This is a genomic window from Kitasatospora sp. NPDC049258 (assembly GCF_040678895.1).
In the GTDB taxonomy this organism is placed as follows: domain Bacteria; phylum Actinomycetota; class Actinomycetes; order Streptomycetales; family Streptomycetaceae; genus Kitasatospora.
Genome location: NZ_JBFAQT010000010.1, coordinates 145,543 through 165,415, shown reverse-complemented (window position 1 = coordinate 165,415; position 19,873 = coordinate 145,543). Strand labels below are relative to the sequence as shown.

Annotated in this window: 18 protein-coding genes, 1 tRNA gene and 1 pseudogene; 8 read left to right on the top strand and 12 right to left on the bottom strand. The window is 74.1% G+C overall.

Annotation, left to right across the window (positions count from 1 at the left end):
• Positions 1 to 73 precede the first annotated feature (73 nt).
• The 3 genes from AB0K43_RS11800 to AB0K43_RS11790 all read right to left on the bottom strand — a co-directional run bounded on the left by AB0K43_RS11800 (position 74) and on the right by AB0K43_RS11790 (position 1,438).
• Positions 74 to 349, bottom strand: coding sequence for a hypothetical protein (locus tag AB0K43_RS11800; RefSeq protein ID WP_363638459.1), 276 nt, complete (start codon positions 347 to 349; stop codon positions 74 to 76).
• A gap of 86 nt (positions 350 to 435) precedes the next feature.
• Positions 436 to 966, bottom strand: coding sequence for a hypothetical protein (locus AB0K43_RS11795; protein WP_363638457.1), 531 nt, complete (start codon positions 964 to 966; stop codon positions 436 to 438).
• Between the two features lie 31 nt (positions 967 to 997).
• Entirely contained in the window at positions 998 to 1,438 is a 441-nt protein-coding gene (locus tag AB0K43_RS11790; RefSeq protein WP_363638455.1) for a helix-turn-helix transcriptional regulator, read from the bottom strand.
• Between the two features lie 215 nt (positions 1,439 to 1,653).
• On the opposite strand from AB0K43_RS11790, the gene AB0K43_RS11785 reads away from it, so the two are divergent.
• A complete protein-coding gene (locus tag AB0K43_RS11785; protein WP_363638453.1) occupies positions 1,654 to 2,196 on the top strand; it encodes a sigma-70 family RNA polymerase sigma factor in 543 nt (180 codons plus the stop codon).
• A gap of 45 nt (positions 2,197 to 2,241) precedes the next feature.
• Here AB0K43_RS11785 and AB0K43_RS11780 read toward each other — a convergent pair whose 3' ends face one another.
• The 3 genes from AB0K43_RS11780 to AB0K43_RS11770 all read right to left on the bottom strand — a co-directional run bounded on the left by AB0K43_RS11780 (position 2,242) and on the right by AB0K43_RS11770 (position 6,209).
• Positions 2,242 to 3,366 (bottom strand): sulfite oxidase, encoded by a 1,125-nt coding sequence (locus AB0K43_RS11780; RefSeq protein WP_363638451.1) that lies wholly within the window; start codon positions 3,364 to 3,366, stop codon positions 2,242 to 2,244.
• Between the two features lie 93 nt (positions 3,367 to 3,459).
• Positions 3,460 to 4,056 (bottom strand): TetR/AcrR family transcriptional regulator, encoded by a 597-nt coding sequence (locus AB0K43_RS11775; protein WP_363638449.1) that lies wholly within the window; start codon positions 4,054 to 4,056, stop codon positions 3,460 to 3,462.
• Positions 4,057 to 4,124: 68 nt separating this feature from the next.
• A complete protein-coding gene (locus AB0K43_RS11770; RefSeq protein WP_363638511.1) occupies positions 4,125 to 6,209 on the bottom strand; it encodes a discoidin domain-containing protein in 2,085 nt (694 codons plus the stop codon).
• A gap of 243 nt (positions 6,210 to 6,452) precedes the next feature.
• On the opposite strand from AB0K43_RS11770, the gene AB0K43_RS11765 reads away from it, so the two are divergent.
• The 4 genes from AB0K43_RS11765 (at position 6,453) to AB0K43_RS11750 (ending at position 9,946) form a co-directional block, all read left to right on the top strand.
• A complete protein-coding gene (locus AB0K43_RS11765) occupies positions 6,453 to 7,817 on the top strand; it encodes a hypothetical protein (protein ID WP_363638447.1) in 1,365 nt (454 codons plus the stop codon).
• Between the two features lie 40 nt (positions 7,818 to 7,857).
• Positions 7,858 to 7,933: transfer RNA gene (locus tag AB0K43_RS11760), tRNA-OTHER, on the top strand.
• 188 nt (positions 7,934 to 8,121) lie between these two features.
• Positions 8,122 to 8,883 carry an SDR family oxidoreductase gene (locus tag AB0K43_RS11755; RefSeq protein ID WP_363638445.1) on the top strand — a complete coding sequence of 254 codons (762 nt, stop codon included), beginning with the start codon at positions 8,122 to 8,124 and terminating at the stop codon, positions 8,881 to 8,883.
• A gap of 133 nt (positions 8,884 to 9,016) precedes the next feature.
• Entirely contained in the window at positions 9,017 to 9,946 is a 930-nt protein-coding gene (locus AB0K43_RS11750) for a helix-turn-helix transcriptional regulator (RefSeq protein WP_363638443.1), read from the top strand.
• Between the two features lie 44 nt (positions 9,947 to 9,990).
• On the opposite strand, the pseudogene AB0K43_RS11745 reads toward AB0K43_RS11750, so the two are convergent.
• Positions 9,991 to 10,836 (bottom strand): annotated as a pseudogene (locus AB0K43_RS11745) (LysR family transcriptional regulator); the annotation flags it as partial.
• A gap of 95 nt (positions 10,837 to 10,931) precedes the next feature.
• On the opposite strand from AB0K43_RS11745, the gene AB0K43_RS11740 reads away from it, so the two are divergent.
• The 3 genes from AB0K43_RS11740 (at position 10,932) to AB0K43_RS11730 (ending at position 14,463) form a co-directional block, all read left to right on the top strand.
• A complete protein-coding gene (locus tag AB0K43_RS11740) occupies positions 10,932 to 11,663 on the top strand; it encodes an SDR family NAD(P)-dependent oxidoreductase (RefSeq protein WP_363638441.1) in 732 nt (243 codons plus the stop codon).
• A gap of 173 nt (positions 11,664 to 11,836) precedes the next feature.
• Positions 11,837 to 12,802: an agmatinase gene (gene speB / locus AB0K43_RS11735; RefSeq protein ID WP_363638439.1), complete on the top strand. Its 966-nt coding sequence runs from the start codon at positions 11,837 to 11,839 to the stop codon at positions 12,800 to 12,802.
• Positions 12,799 to 14,463: a thiamine pyrophosphate-binding protein gene (locus AB0K43_RS11730; RefSeq protein ID WP_363638437.1), complete on the top strand. Its 1,665-nt coding sequence runs from the start codon at positions 12,799 to 12,801 to the stop codon at positions 14,461 to 14,463. The genes speB and AB0K43_RS11730 overlap by 4 nt, the downstream gene beginning before the upstream one ends.
• Before the next feature lie 43 nt (positions 14,464 to 14,506).
• On the opposite strand, the gene AB0K43_RS11725 is transcribed toward AB0K43_RS11730, so the two are convergent.
• The 5 genes from AB0K43_RS11725 to AB0K43_RS11705 are packed head-to-tail and all read right to left on the bottom strand — an operon-like array spanning position 14,507 to position 19,857.
• On the bottom strand, positions 14,507 to 15,373 hold the full coding sequence (locus AB0K43_RS11725; RefSeq protein WP_363638435.1) for an ATP-binding cassette domain-containing protein: 867 nt from the start codon (positions 15,371 to 15,373) through the stop codon (positions 14,507 to 14,509).
• A gap of 26 nt (positions 15,374 to 15,399) precedes the next feature.
• On the bottom strand, positions 15,400 to 16,401 hold the full coding sequence (locus tag AB0K43_RS11720) for an ABC transporter ATP-binding protein (protein WP_363638433.1): 1,002 nt from the start codon (positions 16,399 to 16,401) through the stop codon (positions 15,400 to 15,402).
• The gene (locus AB0K43_RS11715; protein WP_363638431.1) at positions 16,401 to 17,261 is read right to left on the bottom strand and encodes an ABC transporter permease; all 861 of its coding nucleotides are present in this window, start codon (positions 17,259 to 17,261) and stop codon (positions 16,401 to 16,403) included. The genes AB0K43_RS11720 and AB0K43_RS11715 overlap by 1 nt, the downstream gene beginning before the upstream one ends.
• Complete coding sequence (locus AB0K43_RS11710; RefSeq protein WP_363638429.1) at positions 17,258 to 18,232, bottom strand: ABC transporter permease; 975 nt, start codon at positions 18,230 to 18,232, stop codon at positions 17,258 to 17,260. The genes AB0K43_RS11715 and AB0K43_RS11710 overlap by 4 nt, the downstream gene beginning before the upstream one ends.
• Positions 18,229 to 19,857, bottom strand: coding sequence for an ABC transporter substrate-binding protein (locus AB0K43_RS11705; RefSeq protein ID WP_363638427.1), 1,629 nt, complete (start codon positions 19,855 to 19,857; stop codon positions 18,229 to 18,231). The genes AB0K43_RS11710 and AB0K43_RS11705 overlap by 4 nt, the downstream gene beginning before the upstream one ends.
• Positions 19,858 to 19,873: the final 16 nt, after the last annotated feature.

The following is a 19,873-nucleotide window of genomic DNA, read 5'->3' as shown; positions in this document are numbered from 1 at the left end:
GCGGGCCCGGTGGGGCGGCCCCCGCAGAGCGCGGGCGTGGGCCCTGGTAGGGGGCGGGCGGCGTGGGCCGGGCTCACCGGCCCGGGCGCTCGTCCGGCCTCCCGCGCCCCGGGCGCCCGGTGTCGCGCCCCCCTCCGGACGCCCGCGCGCCGGGCACCCTGGCCGTCGCGACCAGGGTCGGTGCGGCGCCGGATCCGTAGGTGGGCGTGGCGAGCCCCCGTACGGGCACGGTCGTGCCGGGGAGGGTGAGGCCCCGGTCCTTCCAGCGGGCGAGGAGCTCGTGGTAGATCGGTTCGCTGGTGCAGGAGGCCGCGCCCGGGCAGGCGGGAGCGGGGTCGCTGGTGTCCATCTCTCTCCTCTGAGCTCGGGTCCGTCCTGGGGACGGGGCTCGTTGGTGGTCGACCGGTGCCTGGGGACCATCGCAGTATCGTTTCTTCATGCCTCCCGCCGGGGGCCGTCGCCTGGCCGGGTGCCGGCGCGGGGCGGGGGCAGCCGGGGGTCCGCCTCCGGCGGCCGCCCGGTCATCACCTCCCGGACCAGGCCGTTCCAGTCCTCGGCGAGGTCGGTGAACTCGGCCGACATCTCCGCGATGACCAGCTGGGCCTCGGACAGGTCGCTGCGGGTCCGCGAGAGCAGCCCGATCAGGGAGTCGACCCGCAGCTCGCGCGCCTCCTGCTCCCGCACGCGCCGGTCCAGCACGGCGAGCCGGCCCTCCAGGGCCTTGCGCTGGAGGGTGACCTCCTGCTGTTCGGCCGCCACCACGGCGAGGTGCCCGCAGAGTTGGTCGCTCGTGGTGCTGATCCAGCGGTTGATCCTGAAGAGCGCGATCTCCGTGACCACCAGGCCGGCGAGCAGGCAGCCGGCCAGGGACGGGACCCAGGGCGACCCCCAGCCGCCGACGGTGCAGAGCGCCAGGCCGACGACGGGAACGGAGAGTCTTGCGATCGGAGTTGCATACCTTGCCACGCTGACTTTTCACCTCCAAATCGGCACGCTGTCATCCCGCCGCCTCTTTCCGGTTCTCCTGCTGCAGGTTGATCGCTTGCGCGATGGTGGCGAGGAGGAACCGGCGGATCACGGGGTCGGTGATGCCCCAGGCGTCAGCTGCTTCCTCGGGACTGATGGGGTGTGAGCGTACTCGCACGGGAAGATTGTTGGCGGAATATGCGGAGATAACGCCTCCGCGTACCAGAAGGTCGCGCAGCTCGATCCGCACGGCATCGGCAATTCGTTCGAACTGGGCGGGGTGGGGGAGCGTTTCGCCCCTGAGCATGCGGCCCACCGCGGACGCGCTCATGCCCACGTCGTCGGCCAGGGCCTTGCGGCCGCCGGCGCCGGGCCGCAGGTCGTAGCCGGCCCGTTCGGCCGCCGTGTACACCGCGGCGCCGAACCGACGGGCCGTCGAGGCGTGCTCCGCGCCCTTGTCAATGGATGCCATGGGGGAAGGCTACCGTGCTGCATGTCCAGGACATGCAGGCGTGCACGCCTGCGCCTCGAGCATCTTGCGGTTATCGCGCGGTATTTGACGGGGTATTGGGCCGAGTTCGCCTTGCATGCATGCAAGGCGCCCTGTTAGCCTCTCCGATCACCCTGATGAGGGCGTCGCGCCGTACTAGGGAGGCCGTCCTGACATCCTGTGACGTCGACGATCTGATGTCGACACTGATCGATCACGCCCGAGCCGGTGACCCGGTGGCCTGGAGCGAGTTCTACCTCCGCTACCGCGCCCCGCTGGTGACCTACCTGCTCCGCCGTACGAACGGCGACCGCGGGCTCGCCGAGGATCTGACCCAGGAGACGTTCGTCCGCGCGATGCGGGCGATCCGTGGGTACCGGTGGACCGGGACCGACTTTTCCGCCTGGCTGATCACCATTGCCAGGAACCTGCTCAACGATCACGCCAGGAGGGCGATGAACACGGAAATACCGGTGCTCGAGGTGCCCGAGCGGGATTCCGGGGAGAGTGTCGAAGGGCTGGTCATCTCCGCGTTGGAATCCGCCGAAAGCGCCGCCCGGCTCGAATGCGCCATGACCAAGCTGACCCGCGCCCAGCGCGAGGCGCTCAGGATGCGTTACTGGGACGGCCTCACCGCCCAGCAGATCTCGCAACGCACCGGAAAAGGGGTCGGCGCGATCAAGACCCTGGGCTACCGGGCCAGGGCGCGGCTGCGCCAGGAGCTCGCGCAGTGCCCGTGACGGCGGACGCCGGGCCTGCCGGCGCCGCCGGGCGTCGCGGCGGTGTCACAGGCAGACCACCGGGACGCGCTGGACCGCGTTGTTGCCGAAACCGCCCCGGTTCCAGTGCTGGTGGACCGGCTGGGTGCGCCCCTCGGCGTCGGTGGCGCGGGCCGCGAGCACGTGCTCGCCCGGTTCGGCCGTCCACGGGCAGCGCCAGTGGCGCCAGGCCCAGGGGTGCGCGCCCGCCGGGGCGAGCTCCGCGTCGTACCAGCTGTGGCCGGCGTCGGCGCTGACCTCGACCCGGGCCACCGGGGCGTGCCCGGACCAGGCGCGGCCCTCCAGGAGCACGGGGCCGGGGCGCACGACGCGGGTGCGGGACATGAAGTCGGGGAAGCCGGGCGGGATCAGCAGCGCCCGGGGCGCGATCCGGGTGACCGGCTCGCCGGGCTCGTCGGCCGTCCTGCGGTAGCGGTAGGCGACGGCCTGCTGGAAGCCGGTGAACGGGGTGTCGGTCAGCACGATCTCGCACAGCCACTTCACCGCGGCCATCCCGTACCAGCCGGGGACCACCAGCCGCAGCGGGCTGCCGTGCTGCGGCGGGAGCGGCCCGCCGTTCATCCCGTAGGCGACCAGGACCGTCCGCTCCGGGTCGAGCGCGACCGCCAACGGCAGGCTGCGGCGGTAGTCCTGCTCGACGCCGCGCTCCACGCCGTGGTCCGCGCCGGTGAAGACGGCCTCCACGGCGCCCGGCGCCACCTCCGCCGCCGCGAGCAGGGCCCGCAGCGGTACGCCGGTCCACTCCGCGGTGCCCACCGCCCCGTCCAGCCACGGCTGGCTGACCGGCCGGGGGGAGAGCTGGGCCCGGCCGTTGCCGGCGCACTCCATGGTCACCCGCAGGGTGACGGCGGCCAGCGACCGGAGCGCGGCCAGGCTGAGGTTGAGCGGGTTGCCGACCCTGCCGTGCACCGTGAGCCGCCAGCGGGCCGGGTCGGTGGGCGGGATGTCGTAGTGGGTGAGCACGTAGTGCAACCCGGCCGGGGTGACCTCGTGGCGCAGGGCCTCCAGCGGCAGCGCGTGGTTGCGGCCGGCCAGCGCCAGCTCCTGCACGCCGATCCCGTCGCCCGCCCGGGCCACCCGGGCCGGGGCGCTCACGGCCGCCATCCGCGGCACCACGTGCCCGGCGTTCATCTGCCCATTGTCGCCCCCGCCCGGCCGGCGGGCACCCGGGCCCGCGAGGGTGGGCGACCGCGGCCCGGGGCCCGCGAGGGTGGGCGACCGGGGTCAGTCGGGCTGAACGGCCAGACCGGCCACATGGTCGGCGATCATGTCGAGGATCTCGGCCACCCCCTCGTCGCCGAGCACCAGGAGGTTGAGCGTCAGCCCGTCGGTCATCGCGGCCAGGTAGCGGGCCAGCACCTGGGCCGGGACGCGCAGTTCGATGCCCGCCTGGTGGCACAGCCGGTCGAGCAGCTCGGTGTAGGCGGCGGAGTACAGCTCGTACTGCCGCCGGGCCAGCTGCTCGAAGCCGGGGCGGCGCAGCGCGTACTGGGTGAGCTCGTAGGTGAGCATGTGCTCGCCCGGATGGGCGGCCACGTGGTCCCGGTAGGCCTGGAAGCCGGCCCGGACGGTCTCCCGCAGGGTGGCCCTGGGCCGGATCGCCTCCTGCACCACCGTGACGGAGTGCTCGGTGATGGTGGCGATGACGGACTCCAGCAGTGCCTGCTTGGAGTCGAAGCAGTAGTGGAAGACGCTCAGCGAGACGCCCGCCTCGGCGGTGACGGACCGGGTCGTGGTGTTGGCGACGCCGTCGCGGGTCATCGCCCGGATCGCGGCCTCGGTCAGCTGCCGGCGCCGGTCGGCCGACGGCATCCGTGCCATGGACTCCCTCTCGAACTCTCTGGAGTGCGGTCCCCGGCGACTCCTGCCGCCGGGGACCGCGACGCCGGTCAGGTGCTGTAGACGCCGACCTCGTGCAGCGAGTAGCCCCAGTCGGTACCCCGGCGCAGCCCGTGGATGCGGATCTGGCGGGCCGGTACGCCGGCGAACTGTGCGGTGTCCAGGCCGCCGTCGCCGCTGTCGGTCGACCAGACGGACTGCCAGGTGGTGCCGTCGGTGGACACCTCGATCCGGTACGCCCGCCCGTAGGCGCGCTCCCAGTCCAGGGTGACCCGCTTGACCACGGCGGTGCTGCCGAGGTCGATCCGCAGCCACTGGTCGTCGCTCCAGTCGCTGGCCCAGCGGGTGCCCGTGTTGCCGTCCACGGCCCGGCCGGGCGCGTAGCTGGTGAACGGGTTCCATTCCGAGGAGCTGGCCGAGGCCGAGGAGCCGGCGGCCAGGTCCACCGAGGCCTGGTGGTGCTCGGTGGCCCCCCAGGTGTCGAGGTAGGACTCGGCGCCCCGGAACAGGTCGTCCACCACGTCCTGGCCGCCGACCTGCCGGATGTCCTCGATCCAGTCCGGTACCAGGCCGTAGTGCGCGGCACCGTCGGTGTTGATGTCCCAGGTGCGCTGGCCGGTGGTCTGGCGGTCGATCAGGGAGCCGCCGTCGGCGCTGCGGAAGGGGTAGTGCACCGGGTTCGGCGTGTCGGCCCCGCGCGGGCCGGGCCAGCCGCCGACGCCGTTCATGTCGGTGCCGTAGCCGTAGCCGACGTGGTACTTGTCGCGCAGCGCGTCGGTGCGCTTGGCCTCCGCGCTGAAGCCCTCGGCGCCGTTCATGTACTGGGCGACGAAGCCGCCGAGCTTGTAGACCCGCTCGATCCAGTCCAGGTCCATCCAGCTGTGCGAGGAGATCACGCCGGGGTAGGACTGCGACTCCAGGATGTCGAAGGCCCGCCCGGCGGCCTTGACGCTCATGTGGTCGACCTCGAGCATCATCTTGCGTTTCACCATGCCGCGAACCGCGTACTCGCCGAGGTCGGTGAGGCCGCGGGAGTTGCACTGGGCGTCGGCGGCGTACGAGGGGACCGCCACGCCGGCCGGCAGGTCCTTCTGCGCGGCGAGCGCCGGTGCCAGACCGATCGGGTTGTCGTGCTGCGGGCCGGCGCACTTCTCGGTCTTCCAGAAGGTGCCGGTCGACAGGAACTGGCCGACGTTGATCGCGGTGCCGAGTCCGCCCTCGTCGAAGCGCACCCCGCAGAGCGCGTTGTCGAACTTGTGGCACAGGAACATGCTGCGCACGCCCAGGCCGTACAGCTCGTCCAGGCCGCGGTCGATGTCCTCCTTGCTGCACTGGGGGATGTCCAGGATCTGCTTGCAGCCGAACGGCTCGGAGGTCTCCACCCCGAGGACGACGGCCAACTTGCCCTGCTGGACCACCTCGCGGGCCTGCGCGCTGTCGGTGACGATCCGGAACCAGCCCTTGCCCGGCCCGCCGTACATGGTGTCGATGTAGGCCTGGAGCTCGTAGGTCTTGCGCGCCTGGAGGCGGATGGAGGTCATCTCGTCGCAGCCGCGGTCCTTGAAGAAGTAGACCGAGCAGATCACGCCGTTGGTGACCAGGTCGTTGACCAGCACCCGCTGGCCGCCGCGCCAGGCCCGCTCCACCCAGGCGTAGTAACTCTGCTGGTGGGTCAGCGAGTCGTGGGCCGGCCAGTCCTTGAAGGTCGGCCAGCCGACCGGGTCGTGGTGGCCGTCGCCGCCGTTGGTGATGTAGTCGAAGATCGCGAGGGTGCCGTCGGGGTAGTGCTCGGGGCAGTCCTTGAGCGCGTCCGCGATCCCCTGGTCGGAGAAGGACTTGCCGCAGATCAGACGGCCGCCGAAGGCCTCGTTGGCCATCAGGTGGGTGTGTGCGTCGACGAAGCCGCGGACCTGCCCCTGGGCGTCGGTGCCCTTGAAGGGCTCGCCCGTGACGTTGATCTGCGAGTCGGGTGCGGGACGTGCGACCGGGTCCCACCAGCCGGCCGTGCCGGTGCCGGAGCCCGCCGCCGCGGCGGGGGCACCGGGTGCGGGCGCGGCGAGCACCATGGCCAGCAGGGTGAGGAGTAACGACAGGACCGTGACGAGCCTGCCTCGGCTGTGCGCGAGTTGATTCATGGCCACCACTCAGAGCGTCGGGGTGAGCGGATGACGCGGTGGGGAGCCGGCCGGCGGGCGGCATCGGCCGCGACCCGCCGGCCGACTGTCATGTCCGCGTGTTCGGTGTGACGAGAATCGCCACTGTTGGATTCGGAGTCAATAGTCCCGGACGGATGACCTGTTGGGGCTCCCGCGGGCGCCGTGGGGCGGACCGGCGATATCCGGTGGTGCGAGGTCAGCTCTGCTGGCAGCCTGTGGCGCATGTCTTCGAACACCGAGCGGCTGCTCCCCGAGCTGCACGAGTCCCTCGGGCAGCGCAAGCGCCCCGAGGACGTGGCCCAGCTGATCGGCGATCTGTTCCGGGAGACCCAGGGCACCCTCGACGGGCGGACCGCCCGGGCGCTGGAGAAGGCCACCAGGAACTCGCTGCGCAACCTGTGGCACGGCTACACCTCGCTGCGCGAGGAGTTCGCCCGGCCGGTCGGTGCCCAGCGTCACCTGGCCGTGGCCGCGGCGCTGTTCGAGAGCGCGACCGCCCTTCCGGCGGCCGCCGGCGACGACCCCGCCCAGCTGGAGGCCGCCATCCGGGCCGCCGGGGAGGAGATCGGCAAGGAGTTCGGCCGCAGCGACTTCCACGACGACCGGCTGAACCGCGAGGACCGGGCCGTGCTCGGGCTCGCGGAGATCTCCAAGCGGCAGTACAACAAACGGTTCCGGCTGCTGCGCCGGATGGAGGCCAAGCTCGCCGCCGTCGTCGCCGAGCAGCGCAAGCGCGAGATCACGATGATCGGCAAGAGCGGGCTCGCCTCGCGCCTGCCGTACGAGCTGTTCGCGGCCGATCCCGGTACCGCCGCCTTCATCGCGTACCTGACCGCGCGGGGCAACCTCCGCAGCCGGTACACCGTCGACGGGCAGCGGCAGGCGTACGACGAGGTGGCCGCGGCGCTGTTCCACCGCCTGGACCCGGCCACGGCCGGGTGGTTCGCCATCGCGCACGTGCACCCGACCGCCGAGGTGCTGGAGCGGGTCTGCGACGAGCAGCGCGGGCTGCTGCTCGGACGTTGGTACGGGATCCTGCTCGACGTCGCGGAACGGCTCGAATCGCTGTGGGAGCAGGGCCCGTTGGACCGCGAGCTGATGGTGGTGCGCCGGGGGGACGACTCCAGCGGCTGGAACCAGGCGGCGGGTGCCTGGTCGAAGGCCAGGGCCAACTGGTTCGCCCTGCTGGAGGCGATGGGCGCGCAGGACGTGCTGGCCCGGATCTGCCCGGGCAAGGTGCTGAAGCTGGTCGCGGCGGACGTCGCGTACTGGCACCGCCGGACGGGCGGCGGGCTGCATCCGGACACCGACGTCTGGGCCGAACTGCCGCTGCCCTGGGAGGTGTTGCGCGGCGAGGCGCAGTGCCCGCAGTGGCTGGTCGAGCAGGTCTGCCGGCGCAACGGCGTGGAGCCGGAGCTTTCCGGCTGGACGCGCGCCCGGCGGGTGTCCCGGGCCGTGCCGTTCCAGGTGACGCCGGAGCTGGTGCACGGCGTCACGGTGGCCGATCCGATGCTGGCCACGCTGTTCCGCGCGGCCGGGGTCTTCTCGGGCCGGGCGCTGCGGCCCGCGGCGGCGGAAATCCGTTGACCCGGGGGTGGCCGGCCGGGAGGATCGGTGCGTTCATGGGCACCGGGAAGCTCTGCGGTGGAGCGCCCGGCTCGATTTCCGGGTGGACGTAGGTTCGAATCCTGCTCCGGTGCCCATGCACGCTCGCACCCCGTGCCCTGGACTTGCCGGGTGCCCGTGCCGGCCCCAGGGTGGCACTGGCCCACCCAGGTAAGGCAGAGCCCTGGGTAGCCGCTCCGGGCGGGCGCACAGTGGCCTGCATCGAGCCGCCGCGCCGGTCCACCCGGGACCGCTCCGCGTCGCGCCGCAGACCCAGGAGCACCCCATGAGCTACCCCGCCCTCGCCGCCCGCACCGCCGTCGTCACCGGAGCCGCCAGCGGCATGGGTGCGGCCACGGCGCGGGTGCTGGCCGCGAACGGCGCCCGCGTCGCCCTGCTGGCCCGCCGCACCGAACGGCTGGAGGCGCTGACCGCCGAACTCGCCGCCGCCGGCGGCCAGGCCCTCGCCGTCACCGCCGACATCACCGACCAGGCCTCCGTCGACGCCGCCGCCGAGGCCGTGCACGCCGCCTACGGCCCGGTCGACCTGGTGGTCAACAACGCCGGCGTGATGCTCCCCAACCCGCTCGCGGACGGCCGGCTCGACGAGTGGAGCCGCATGATCGACACCAACCTCACCGGCGCCCTGCGGATCATCCGGGCCTTCACCCCCGACCTCACCGCGGCCGCTGCCGAGGGCCGCACCGCCGACCTGGTCAACGTCTCCTCGATCGCCTCCCACGTGCTGTTCCCCGACTACGCCGTGTACGGGGCGACCAAGGCGGCCCTCACCCAGCTGTCCGCCGCGCTGCGCACCGAGCTGGGCCCGCGCGACGTCCGGGTCAGTGCCGTCGAGCCCGGCCTGACCGACACCGAGCTCGGCGGGCACATCGACAACCCGGCCCTGCGCGAGCAGCTCGGCGCGATGTTCACCGCGATCCCCGCCCTGACCGCCGAGGACATCGCGGACCTGGTCGCGTACACCGTCAGCCGGCCCCGGCACGTCAACCTGCGGCAGTCGATCGTGCTGCCGACCCGGCAGGCCTGACGGGGCGGCCCTGACCGGGGGCCCGGCCGGGGGCGCCCGGTCGGGTCGCGGGGCGAGCCGGTGGCGTCGCGGTGGCGAGCCTGGTCCTGGCAGGGCCAGGCTCGCCGGTGGGGCGAGCGGGCACAATCGCTCCATGAGTGCAACGACCGACCTGGGCGCGTTCCTGCGGACCCGCCGCGCCCGGCTGCGCCCCGAGGACGTCGCCCTGCGGGACTTCGGCGGGCGGCGGCGGGTCGCCGGGCTGCGCCGCGAGGAGATCGCCCAGCTCGCCGGGGTGAGCGTCGACTACTACACCCGGATGGAGCAGGGCCGGGTACCCAACCCCTCGGCGGCCGTGCTCGATGCGCTCGCCCGGGCGCTGCGGCTGGACGAGGAGGAGACCCGGCACCTGCACCGCCTCGCCCAGCTCCGCCCGGCGGCCCGGCGCCCGCCCAGGGCCCGGCCGGAACAGCAGCAGGTGCGGCCGATGCTGCGGGTCCTGCTGGCCGAACTGCGGGACATCCCGGCCCTGGTGATGGGCCGGCGGATGGACGTGCTGGCCTGGAACGCGGCGGCCGTCGCCCTGCTCGGCGACTACGCGGCGCGCCCGCCGGCCGAGCGCAACATCGCCCGGATCACCTTCCTCGACCCCGCCTCCCGAGCTCTCTACGCCGACTGGGCCGCCTGCGCCCGGGAGAACGTGGCCTACCTGCACCTGGAGGCCGGCCGGCACCCGGACGATCCGCAACTGACTCAGCTGATCGGCGAGTTGTCGGTGAAGAGTGAGGAGTTCCGCCGCTGGTGGGCCGAACACCCCGTCCAGGACAAGACCACCGGGGTCAAGCGGTTCCACCACCCCGTGGTCGGCGGGCTGGAGCTCGACTACGAGACGCTCCGGGCCGCCGACGACTCCGGCCAGGCGCTGATCACCTACGCCGCCGCACCCGGCACCCCGTCGTGGGACGCCCTGCGGATGCTGCTCGCCTGGGCCGCCCCCTCGGTCCCGGCCTCCTCGGTCCCCGCCGCCGAGCCCCCCGCTGTCGCGCACTCCGTGGTCGGCGGGCGGAGCCCCGCAGCCGGCTGAGCGACCCCGACGACCACCGGGCCCGACGCGTCGGACCGGGCCCCGAGCCCGGTCGCGGTCCGGACGAGGTCCGCAACGGCCCTGGACCGGCTGTGCGGTGGCCAGGCGATCACGGTGGTGACCGTCGGCGCGTCCAGCACGGGCACGGCGGCGAGGTCGCCGTGCAGTTGGGCCCGGCACGACTCCGGCGAGAGTGCGCAGGCCCGGCCGAGCGCGACGAGCTGCAACAACTGCGCGTGGTCGCGGACCTGCGGGCCGGGGCCGGGCGGGTAGCTGCCGTCGGGGCCGGGCCAGCGCGGCAGCGGCAGGCCCGGCAGCCCGGTGAGGTCGGCCATCCGCAGCTGCGCCCGGCGGGTGAGCGGATGCCCGGCCGGCAACACCGCCACCTGGCCCTCCGTGCTGAGCACTTCGGTGTGGAACCCGGCCGTCGAGTCGAACGGCCGGTGCAGCAGCGCCACGTCGGCCCGGCCCTCGCGCAGCAGCCGCGCCTGCTCGGCCGGGCCGCACAGGATGACGTCGACCGGCACCGCGCCGGGTGCGGCGGCGTACGCGTCGAGCAGGTCGGCCAGCAGCGCGCTGGAGGCGCTGGCCTTGGTGACCAGGACCAGGCCGGGGCGGCCGGGCGTGGCGAGCGCGGCGCGGCGGGTCCGGCGCTCGGCGGCGTCGACCGCGTCGAGGGCCGCCCGGCCCTCGACCAGCAGCACCGAGCCGGCCTCGGTCAGCGTGACGCTGCGGCTGGTCCGGTCCAGCAGCGCCGCCCCGAGCCGGCGTTCGAGCCGCTGGATCGCCCGGGACAGCGGCGGCTGGGCGATGCCGAGCCGCTGCGCGGCGCGCCCGAAGTGCAACTCTTCGGCGACGGCGACGAAATACCGCAGTTCCCGGGTCTCCATCCGGCCACCGTACTCCGGATCCATACCCGGGGGGTATCGCCGACCACCCGATCGGTCTTGGACCCGCGAAGCGGAGCCGGGGCAGGCTGGCTCCCATGAGCGAAAAGACGATTGCGCTGGTCACCGGCGCGAACAAGGGGATCGGCTACGAGATCGCCGCGGGCCTCGGGGCCCTCGGCCGGCGTGTCGGCGTCGGCGCCCGCGACGCCCGGCGCCGTCAGGCGGCGGTGGAGCGGCTGCGGGCGGCCGGGGTCGACGCGTTCGGCGTGCCGCTGGACGTGACCGACGACGCGAGCGCGACCGCCGCAGCGCGGCTGATCGAGGATCGGTTCGGGCGCCTCGACGTGCTCGTCAACAACGCCGCCATCGCCGGCGGCTGGCCGCAGGAACCCACCCGGGTCGATCCCGCCACCATCCGGACGGTCATGGAGACCAACGTGATCGGCGTCATCCGGGTCACCAACGCGATGCTGCCGCTGCTGCGCCGCTCCGCCGCGCCGCGGATCGTCAACATGTCCAGCAGCGTCGGCTCCCTCACCCGGCAGGCCGGACCAGCTGCCGAGCGGACGGCAGGTCCGGTGGCCGTGGCGTACGCGCCGTCGAAGACCCTCCTGAACGCCGTCACCCTCCAGTACGCCCGGGAGCTGCGCGGCACCAACATCCTGATCAACGTCGGCTGCCCCGGCTACGTCGCGACCGACCTCAACGGCTTCCGCGGGGTGCGCACCCCCGAACAGGGTGCGGCGATCGCCGTCGAGCTCGCGACCCTGCCCGACGGCGGGCCGACCGGCGGGTTCTTCGACGACGCCGGCGAAGTGCCCTGGTGACGCCCGCGGCGGCCGGCGGCGCACCTTCGTCCGGCCGCCCGGTGTTCGGTCAAGTCGGGCTGAGCGGGCGCCGGTTGGGCATCATCGGTGTCGGGTGGCGGCGCACCGACCGCGCGACGGTCGGGCCGCTCCGCCCGCTCCGACCGTGACCACCCGAGACCCCGAGGACCCTCATGAGCAGCACCCCCGAACCGCGCGGGCCGATCGACTCCTCCCGCGTCCCGCGCTACGCCGGGCCCGCCACCTTCGCCCGGCTGCCCCGGCTGGACGAGGTGGGCCGCGCCGACATCGCCGTGGTCGGCGTGCCGTTCGACGCCGGGGTGTCCTACCGCCCCGGCGCGCGGTTCGGCGGCAACGCCGTCCGCGAGGCCAGCCGGCTGCTGCGGCCGTACAACCCGGCGCAGGACGCCGCGCCGTTCGCGCTCGCCCAGGTCGCCGACGCCGGGGACGTCGCGGCCAACCCCTTCGACATCGACGAGGCGGTCGACACCGTCGAGGCCGCCGCCCGCGACCTGCTCGCCACCGGCGCCCGGCTGGTGACCCTCGGCGGCGACCACACCATCGCCCTGCCGCTGCTGCGCGCGGTCGCCGACCGGCACGGCCCGGTCGCCCTGCTGCACTTCGACGCCCACCTGGACACCTGGGACACCTACTTCGGCGCCGAGTACACCCACGGCACCCCCTTCCGCCGCGCCGTCGAGGAGGGGCTGCTCGACACCTCGGCCCTCAGCCACGTCGGCATCCGCGGCCCCCTCTACGGCAAGCAGGACCTGACCGACGACCAGAAGCTCGGCTTCGGCATCGTCACCTCCGCCGACGTGATGCGGCGCGGGGTGGACGAGGTGGCCCAGCAGCTGCGCGAGCGGATCGGCGACCGGCCGCTGTACGTCTCGATCGACATCGACGTGCTCGACCCGGCGCACGCGCCCGGCACCGGCACCCCCGAGGCGGGCGGCCTCACCTCCCGCGAGCTGCTGGAGATCCTGCGCGGCCTGGCCGGCTGCCACCTGGTCTCCGCCGACGTGGTGGAGGTCGCGCCCGCCTACGACCACGCGGAGATCACCGCCGTGGCGGCCTCCCACACCGCCTACGAGCTCACCACGCTGATGGCACGCCAGATCGCGCAGGGGCGCTCGTGAACCACGTCCGCAACGGCGGTGACCTGGTGGTCGAGTCGCTCGCCGACCTCGGCGCCGAAACCGTCTTCGGCCTTCCCGGCCAGCACGCCCTCGGCCTCTTCGACGCGCTGCGCCGCTCCCGGCTGCGCTACGTCGGCCTCCGGGTGGAGAACAACGCGGGCTTCGCCGCCGACGGCTACGCCCGTACCGCAGGCACCGTGGCCCCGCTCCTGCTGTCCACCGGGCCCGGTGCGCTGACCTCGCTCGCCGCGCTCCAGGAGGCCGCCGCCGCCTCGGTGCCCGTGCTGGCGGTCTCCGCGCAGATCCCGTCCGCCGGGCTCGGCGGGCGGCGCCGCGGCTACCTGCACGAACTGGTGGACCAGCAGGCCAGCTTCCGCGAGGTGGTGAAGTCCGTGCACACCGCGCGCACCGCCTCGCAGATCCCCTCCGCCCTCGCCGCGGCCTGGGAGTCCGCGCTGACCGTGCCGTACGGGCCGGTCTGGGTGGAGATCCCGCAGGACGTGCTGCTGGCGCCGACCACCGTGCCCCGAGTCACCGGGCTGCGGGTCGAGCCCCGGCCGCTCGACCCGCGGGCGGAGCTCGTCGCCGAGGCGGCGGCGCTGCTTGGCGCGGCCGCCAACCCGGTGATCCTGGCCGGCGGCGGGGTGGTCCGGGCCGGCGCGGACGGCGAACTGCGGCGGCTGGCGGAGCTGCTGGACGCGCCCGTGGCCTGCACCTTCGGCGCCAAGGGCGCCTTCCCGTGGGCGCACCCGCTGTCCCTGCAGTCCTGGTTGGAGGACCGGCACACCACCGAACTCCTCGCCGACGCCGATGTGTTGCTGGTGGTCGGCTCCGGGCTCGGCGAGCTCTCCAGCAACTACCACACCTTCCGCCCGCGCGGCCGGGTGATCCAGATCGAGGCCGACCTCGGCAAGCTGGAGTCCAACCACCCCGCGCTCGGCATCCACGCCGATGCGCGCCGCGCGCTGGCCGCCCTCGCCGAGACCCTCGCCGACGACCCGCCCGGCACCGAGCCCGGCACCGAGCCCGGCACCGAGCGCGGCGGCCGTGGCGCGGCGGTCGCCGCCGACCTGCTGAAGCGGGTCCGCGAGCGGATCGACGGCCAGGGCCTGGAGCTGGAGCAGCAGGTCCTCGCCGCCGTCCGGGCGGCGCTGCCGGACGACGCCCCGGCCTTCTTCGACATGACGATCCTCGGCTACTGGGCCTGGTCGGCCTGGGACGCCCGCCGCCCCGGCGCGATGCACTCCGCCCAGGGCGCCGGTGGTCTCGGCTACGGCTACCCGGCCGCACTCGGGGCCGCCGCCGCCCGGCCCGGCCGCCCGGTCCTCGCCGTCTCCGGCGACGGCGGCGCCATGTACTCGATCGCCGAACTCGCCACCGCCCGCCAGCACGCCCTCGACGTCACCTGGCTGATCGTGGACGACGGCGGGTACGGCATCCTGCGCGAGTACATGAACGACACCTTCGGCGCGGCCACCGGCACCGAGCTCGCCCGACCGGACTTCCTGCGCCTGGCCGAGTCCTTCGGCGTCCCCGCCACCGCCGCCACCCCGCAGACCCTGCAGGCCGCCCTGTCCGCCGCCCTGGCCACCCCCGGCCCGAGCGTGGTCGTCCTGCCGGCCCTGCTGCGGATGTTCGCCCCCACCCACCTGGAGCCCTGACGGCCGTCGGGGCTCCGACCGGAGCCGGAGCCCCGACGGCAGCTCACCCGGCGGCCGCCAGGTCGCGGCGGCGGGCCCCGATGGCCGCCGGGTCCCAGCCGGGGTGGGGGACGGAGGCCAGCAGCAGCCGGGTGTAGGGGTGCCGCGGGGCGGCGAGGAGGTCGGCGACGGGCTGGTGCTCCACCGTCCGGCCGCGGTACATCACCAGGGCGTCGTCGCAGACGTAGCGGACCACCGCCAGGTCGTGGCTGACGAAGACCAGGCCGATGCCGGTGTCGCGGCGGATGTCGCAGAGCAGGTTGAGGACCTGGGCCTGGACCGAGACGTCCAGGGCCGACACCGCCTCGTCGAGCACCAGGACGGCCGGCTCGGCGGCCAATGCCCGCGCGATGGCGGCGCGTTGGCGCTGCCCGCCGGAGAGCTGGCGGGGCAGCGCGGCGGCCTCGCGGTCGCCGAGGCCGACCTGGGCCAGCAGTTCCCTGACCCGGGCGGCCCGGGCCGCCCGGTCGAGCGAGCCGTGCAGCCGCAGGACCGCGTCCACGGTGACGCCGATGCCGAGCCGGGCGTCGAGCGAGAGGTACGGGTCCTGGAAGACGATCTGGACGGCCTTGGCGCGGGCCAGCCGGGCCGCCCGGCCGCGGGCGCGGGCGGCGAGCGGGGCGCCCTGGACCAGGATCTCGCCCTGGTCGGGGCGTTCCAGGCCGACCAGCATCCGGGCGGTGGTGGTCTTGCCGGAGCCGGACTCGCCGACGATGCCCAGGGCTCCGCCGGGGCGCAGCGCGAAGGAGAGGCCGTCGACGGCGACGACGGGTCGGCCGCCGGCCGGGTAGGTCTTGCGCAGTCCGCTCACCTGGAGCAGCGGTGCGGGGTCGGTGCTCGTGGGTTCGGTGCTCGTGGGTTCGGCGCTCACGGGCTCTGTGCGCACGGGGTCGGCGCTCAACGGTCCTCCTCGGGGGCGCGGGCGACGGTTCCGGGTGGGACGGCGAGCTCCTCCGCCCGGTGACAGGCGACCAGGCCCGGGCCCGCGGGGGCCAGGGCCGGCGGGCGCTGGTCGCAGCGCCCGGCCTGCGCCAGGTGGCAGCGGTCGAAGAAGGCGCAGCCGGGCGCGCTCTGCGCCAGACCCATCGGCGTGCCGGGGATCGGCAGCAGCCGGGACGGCTCGCCGCGCAGCGGCGGGGAGGAACCCAACAGGCCCGCGGTGTAGGGGTGTCGGGGAGCGGCGAGGAGATCGGCGGCGGTGCCCGTCTCGACGATCCGTCCGGCGTACATCACGTAGATCCGGTCGCAGGTGGCGGCGGCCAGGTCGAGGTCATGGGTGATCAGCAGCAGGCCGAGGCCGCGCTCGCGCTGCAGCCCGCGCAGGACGGCCATGATCTCGGCCTGGGTGGTGACGTCGAGCGCGGTGGTGGGTTCGTCGCAGAGCAGCAGGCGCGGGTCGGCGGTGAGCGCTCCGGCGATCATGACGCGCTGGAGCATGCCGCCGGACAGCTGGTGCGGGTACTGGCGCAGGTGCCGGGGCGGGTCGGGCAGGCCGACGGCGCCGAGCAGTTCGAGGGCGCGGGCCCCGGCCTCGGCCTTGGACCGGCCGCCGACCAGGCGCAGCTGTTCGGTGAGGAAGTCGCCGATCCGGCGCACCGGGTTGATGCCGGCCCTGGGGTCCTGGAAGATCATGGACGCCTTGCCGGCCCGTACCGCGCGCAGGCTCGCGGCGCCGGCGCCGACCAGCTCGACCCCGTCGACCCGGACCCGGCCGCCGATCCGCGCGCCGGCCGGGAACAGGCCGAGGGCGGCGCGGGCCGTCACCGACTTGCCCGACCCCGACTCCCCGACCAGGGCGACGGCCTCGCCCGCGGCGACGGCCAGCCGGACGCCGTCCAGGATCGGGCGGGCCATCGCGGGCAGCGCGACGTCCAGGTCCTCGTACTCGAGCAGCGGCATCAGGATTCCCTCCCCGCGAGCCGGTCGCCGAGGCTCTCCCCGACGACGTTGAATGCGACGACCACCAGCACGACGGCGACGGCCGGGACGATCGCGGACAGCGGCTGCCCCTCCAGCACGGCCGCCTGCCCCTGGTTGATCATGGCGCCCCAGTCCGGGGTGGGCGGTTGGACGCCCAGCCCGAGGAACGACAGGGCGGCGAGGTCGAGCAGGGCGTAGCCGAAGTTGACCGTCGCCTGGGCGAGCACGGTGGGCATGATGCCGGGCAGCAGCCGGCGCAGCGCCACGAACACCGGTGCGTGGCCCTGGACCTGGTAGGCGGCGATGTACGGCCGGACCTTCTCCTGGGCGGTGAGGCCGCGCACCAGGCGGGCGGTGTACGGCAGGTAGGCGACCGCCATGGCGAGGACCGGCGCGGTCAGCCCCTTGCCGAACAGGGCGACGGCGAGGATCGCCAGCAGCAGGGCCGGGAAGGCGAAGAGGATGTCCAGCACCCGGCCGACCAGGCTGTCGACCCAGCCGCCGCGCCAGGCGGTGAACAGGCCCACCGCGATACCGGCGAGGGTGGCGAACAGCACCACCGCGAGCGGGCCGGCCAGGCTGGTGCGGGTGCCCTCCAGCAGGGCCGAGAAGGTGTCGTGGCCGCCGCCGTCGGTGCCCAGCCAGTGCGCGGCGCCGGGGCCGGCGAAGGTGTCGCCGAGCTCGCCGAAGGCCGGGTCCTGCGGGGCCAGCCAGGGCGCGAACAGCGCGACCAGGACGAAGCCGACCAGCACCAGCGTGCTCAGCCGCGTCAGCGGGCCGCCGCCGAGGCGCCGCAGGGCACCCAGCGGGCGGCCCAGCAGGGATGTCGAGGCGCTCATCGGGCTCCTCCCGCCGCGCCCACGCGCGGGTCGATCAGCGGATGGACCAGGTCCACCAGGGTGTTGACGACGACGAAGGCGGCCACCACCAGCAGCACGATCGCCTGGACCACCTGGAAGTCCAGCTCGTTCACGCACTGGACCAGCAGCGAGCCGATCCCGGACATGCCGAACGCGGTCTCCACGATCGCGGTGCTGACCAGCATCCCCGAGACCAGCAGCCCGCCGACGGTGACGACCGGTCCGAGCGCGTTGCGCAGCACGTGCCGCCGGATCACGGCCCGCCGGGGGAGTCCGCGGCTCAGCGCGACCTCCACGTGCTCGCGCCGCAGCTCGTCGAGCATCGCCGAGCGGGTCACCCGGGTGACCAGCGCCATGAAGGTCACCGAGAGGGCGATCGCGGGCAGCACCACGTGGTGCAGCCGGTCCAGCACGCCGGTGCCGTTGCCGATGGTGGGGAACCAGCCGAGGCGCACCCCGAAGGCCGAGCGCAGCACGATCGCCGCGACGAAGGAGGGTACCGCCGCGCCGACCGTCACCAGCAGCAGCACCGCGGAGCCGGTCCGGGTGCCGCGCCGCAGGGCGCCGACCACGCCGGTGGCGACGCCCACCACCGCGATCAGCAGGGTGGCGACCCCGACCAGCAGCAGGGTGGCCGGCAGCCGGGCGCCGAGCACCTGACCGACGCTCTGGTGGAACAGGTAGGAGCGGCCGAAGTCGCCGTGCAGCACGCCGTCCAGCCAGTGCCAGTAGCGCACCGGGAACGGGTCGTCCAGGCCGTACTGCTGGCGGATCGTGGCGAGTTCCTGCGGGCTCGGGCTGCGGCCGCGGACCAGGAAGGCCGCCGGATCGCCGGGCGCCAGGTAGAGCGAGGAGAACACCAGGAACGAGGTGACCAGCAGGGTCACCGCCATGCCCAGCAGCCTGCGCACCGCCGACCGGGCCGCCCGCAGGGCGGGGGCCGGCGTCATCCCCTGGCGCCGATCTCGGCGGCCCACGGGTAGTACAGGTAGGCGATGGACGGCCGGACACCGGTGATCCGCCGGCCGAGGAAGACGCTGACCGGCTCGGTGTACAGCGGCAGCCAGGGCAGCTGGACCATCGCGACCTGCTGGGCGGCGCCGGTGGCGGCGGCGTGCTCGGCCGGGTCGTAGGCGCCGACGGCCCGGTCGAAGGCCGCGTCGAACCGCGGGTCGGACCAGCCGCCGTAGTTGCTGAACGCGCCGGTGCGCAGCGAGCCGTACATGTCCAGCGGGTCGGTGATCGAGGTGTACCAGAAGGTCAGGAAGAGGTCGATGCCCTCCCGGGCGGCCGGGTCGGTGAACAGCGCGGTGTACTTGTCCGCGGCGATCGAGTCGATCTCCGGCTTCAGCCCGATCGCGGTGGCGGCCTGCGCGACGGCCTGGGTGATGATGGCGGTCTGGGAGTCCAGCGGGCTGGTCGCGATCACCACCTTCTGGCCGGCCACCCCGGCCTGGGCGGCGAGCTCCTTGGCCTTGGCGGGGTCGTACGGGTAGCTCGGCAGTGCCTTGAGCAGGTCCTCGGCCCCGGGCGCGCCGGCCCAGTTGTTCGCCGTCACGAGGGAGTCGGCCACCTCGCCGACGCCGCCGACCCCGGCCTTGACGATGCCCTTGCGGTCGACGGCCATCAGCAGGGCCTGACGCACCCGGGCGTCGCCCAGCGGGCCCTTGAGGTTGTTGACCACCTCGGTGGCGACCGTGGTGTTGCGGCCGAAGTAGAGCGAGCCGCCCGGGGTGGACCGCAACTGCCCGTACGCGCTGGGCGGCACCATCCAGCCGCCGTCGACCTCTCCGGTGCGGAACGCGTTGACCCGGGTGGTCGGGTCGGACAGGAAGACGAACTTCGCCTCGGCGGACCTGGCCTTGAGCTCGGGGTTCCAGTAGTCGTCGAACCGCTTGAGGACCAGCGACTGGCCGGAGGTCCAGGAGTCGAAGGAGAACGGTCCGGTGCAGTTCACCCCGGTCGACGGGCTGCCGTAGTCCTTGCCGTCCTTGGCCAGGGTGGCGGCCGACTCGACGGTGCCGGGGCTCGCGGCCAGGTACTTGTTGAAGGTGGAATCCGGTGTTCTGAGGGTGACGGTGACCTCCATCGGGCCGGTCCGGTCGATCGACTGCACATTGCGGTACGGGGTGCTCCAGACACCGGCCACCTCGGGGTCGAGGTTGCGGCGCAGCGAGGCGACCACGTCGTCGGCGGTGAGCGGGGTGCCGTCGTGGAAGTGCACCCCGGGCCGGATCCGGTAGACCCAGCTGGTGGGCGTGGGATTGTCGTACGAGGCGGCCAGGTTGGGCGAGGTGGTCAGGTCCGGGTTCCAGCGCAGCAGGCTCTCGCAGACGTTGGCGAGGATCTGGTTCGGCGGGAAGTCGAAGGAGTAGGCGTAGTCGATCGAGGTCGGCTCGGCGAACAGCGACCAGGTGAAGGAGTCCAGCCCGCCGGCGGGGGCCGGCGTGCTGTCGGTGAGCCGGTAGGCGGCCGCGCTGGCGTCGCCCTGGTGCGCGGGGGTGCCGCCGCACGCGCCGGTGGCGAGGGCGGTGGCTGCCGTGACGGCGGCCAGCAGACTGCGGGGGCGTCTCATGGGGGTTCCTCCGTGG

What these genes read in the sequence shown, in the direction of transcription:
- AB0K43_RS11715 (WP_363638431.1), bottom strand. Translation starts at nt 17,261, where the DNA reads ATGAGCGCCTCGACATCCCTGCTGGGCCGCCCGCTGGGTGCCCTGCGG.
- AB0K43_RS11720 (WP_363638433.1), bottom strand. Translation starts at nt 16,401, where the DNA reads ATGCCGCTGCTCGAGTACGAGGACCTGGACGTCGCGCTGCCCGCGATG.
- AB0K43_RS11785 (WP_363638453.1), top strand. Translation starts at nt 1,654, where the DNA reads ATGTCGACACTGATCGATCACGCCCGAGCCGGTGACCCGGTGGCCTGG.
- AB0K43_RS11755 (WP_363638445.1), top strand. Translation starts at nt 8,122, where the DNA reads ATGAGCTACCCCGCCCTCGCCGCCCGCACCGCCGTCGTCACCGGAGCC.
- AB0K43_RS11790 (WP_363638455.1), bottom strand. Translation starts at nt 1,438, where the DNA reads ATGGCATCCATTGACAAGGGCGCGGAGCACGCCTCGACGGCCCGTCGG.
- AB0K43_RS11800 (WP_363638459.1), bottom strand. Translation starts at nt 349, where the DNA reads ATGGACACCAGCGACCCCGCTCCCGCCTGCCCGGGCGCGGCCTCCTGC.
- speB (WP_363638439.1), top strand. Translation starts at nt 11,837, where the DNA reads ATGAGCAGCACCCCCGAACCGCGCGGGCCGATCGACTCCTCCCGCGTC.
- AB0K43_RS11740 (WP_363638441.1), top strand. Translation starts at nt 10,932, where the DNA reads ATGAGCGAAAAGACGATTGCGCTGGTCACCGGCGCGAACAAGGGGATC.
- AB0K43_RS11750 (WP_363638443.1), top strand. Translation starts at nt 9,017, where the DNA reads ATGAGTGCAACGACCGACCTGGGCGCGTTCCTGCGGACCCGCCGCGCC.
- AB0K43_RS11780 (WP_363638451.1), bottom strand. Translation starts at nt 3,366, where the DNA reads ATGAACGCCGGGCACGTGGTGCCGCGGATGGCGGCCGTGAGCGCCCCG.
- AB0K43_RS11710 (WP_363638429.1), bottom strand. Translation starts at nt 18,232, where the DNA reads ATGACGCCGGCCCCCGCCCTGCGGGCGGCCCGGTCGGCGGTGCGCAGG.
- AB0K43_RS11705 (WP_363638427.1), bottom strand. Translation starts at nt 19,857, where the DNA reads ATGAGACGCCCCCGCAGTCTGCTGGCCGCCGTCACGGCAGCCACCGCC.
- AB0K43_RS11775 (WP_363638449.1), bottom strand. Translation starts at nt 4,056, where the DNA reads ATGGCACGGATGCCGTCGGCCGACCGGCGCCGGCAGCTGACCGAGGCC.
- AB0K43_RS11765 (WP_363638447.1), top strand. Translation starts at nt 6,453, where the DNA reads ATGTCTTCGAACACCGAGCGGCTGCTCCCCGAGCTGCACGAGTCCCTC.
- AB0K43_RS11770 (WP_363638511.1), bottom strand. Translation starts at nt 6,209, where the DNA reads ATGAATCAACTCGCGCACAGCCGAGGCAGGCTCGTCACGGTCCTGTCG.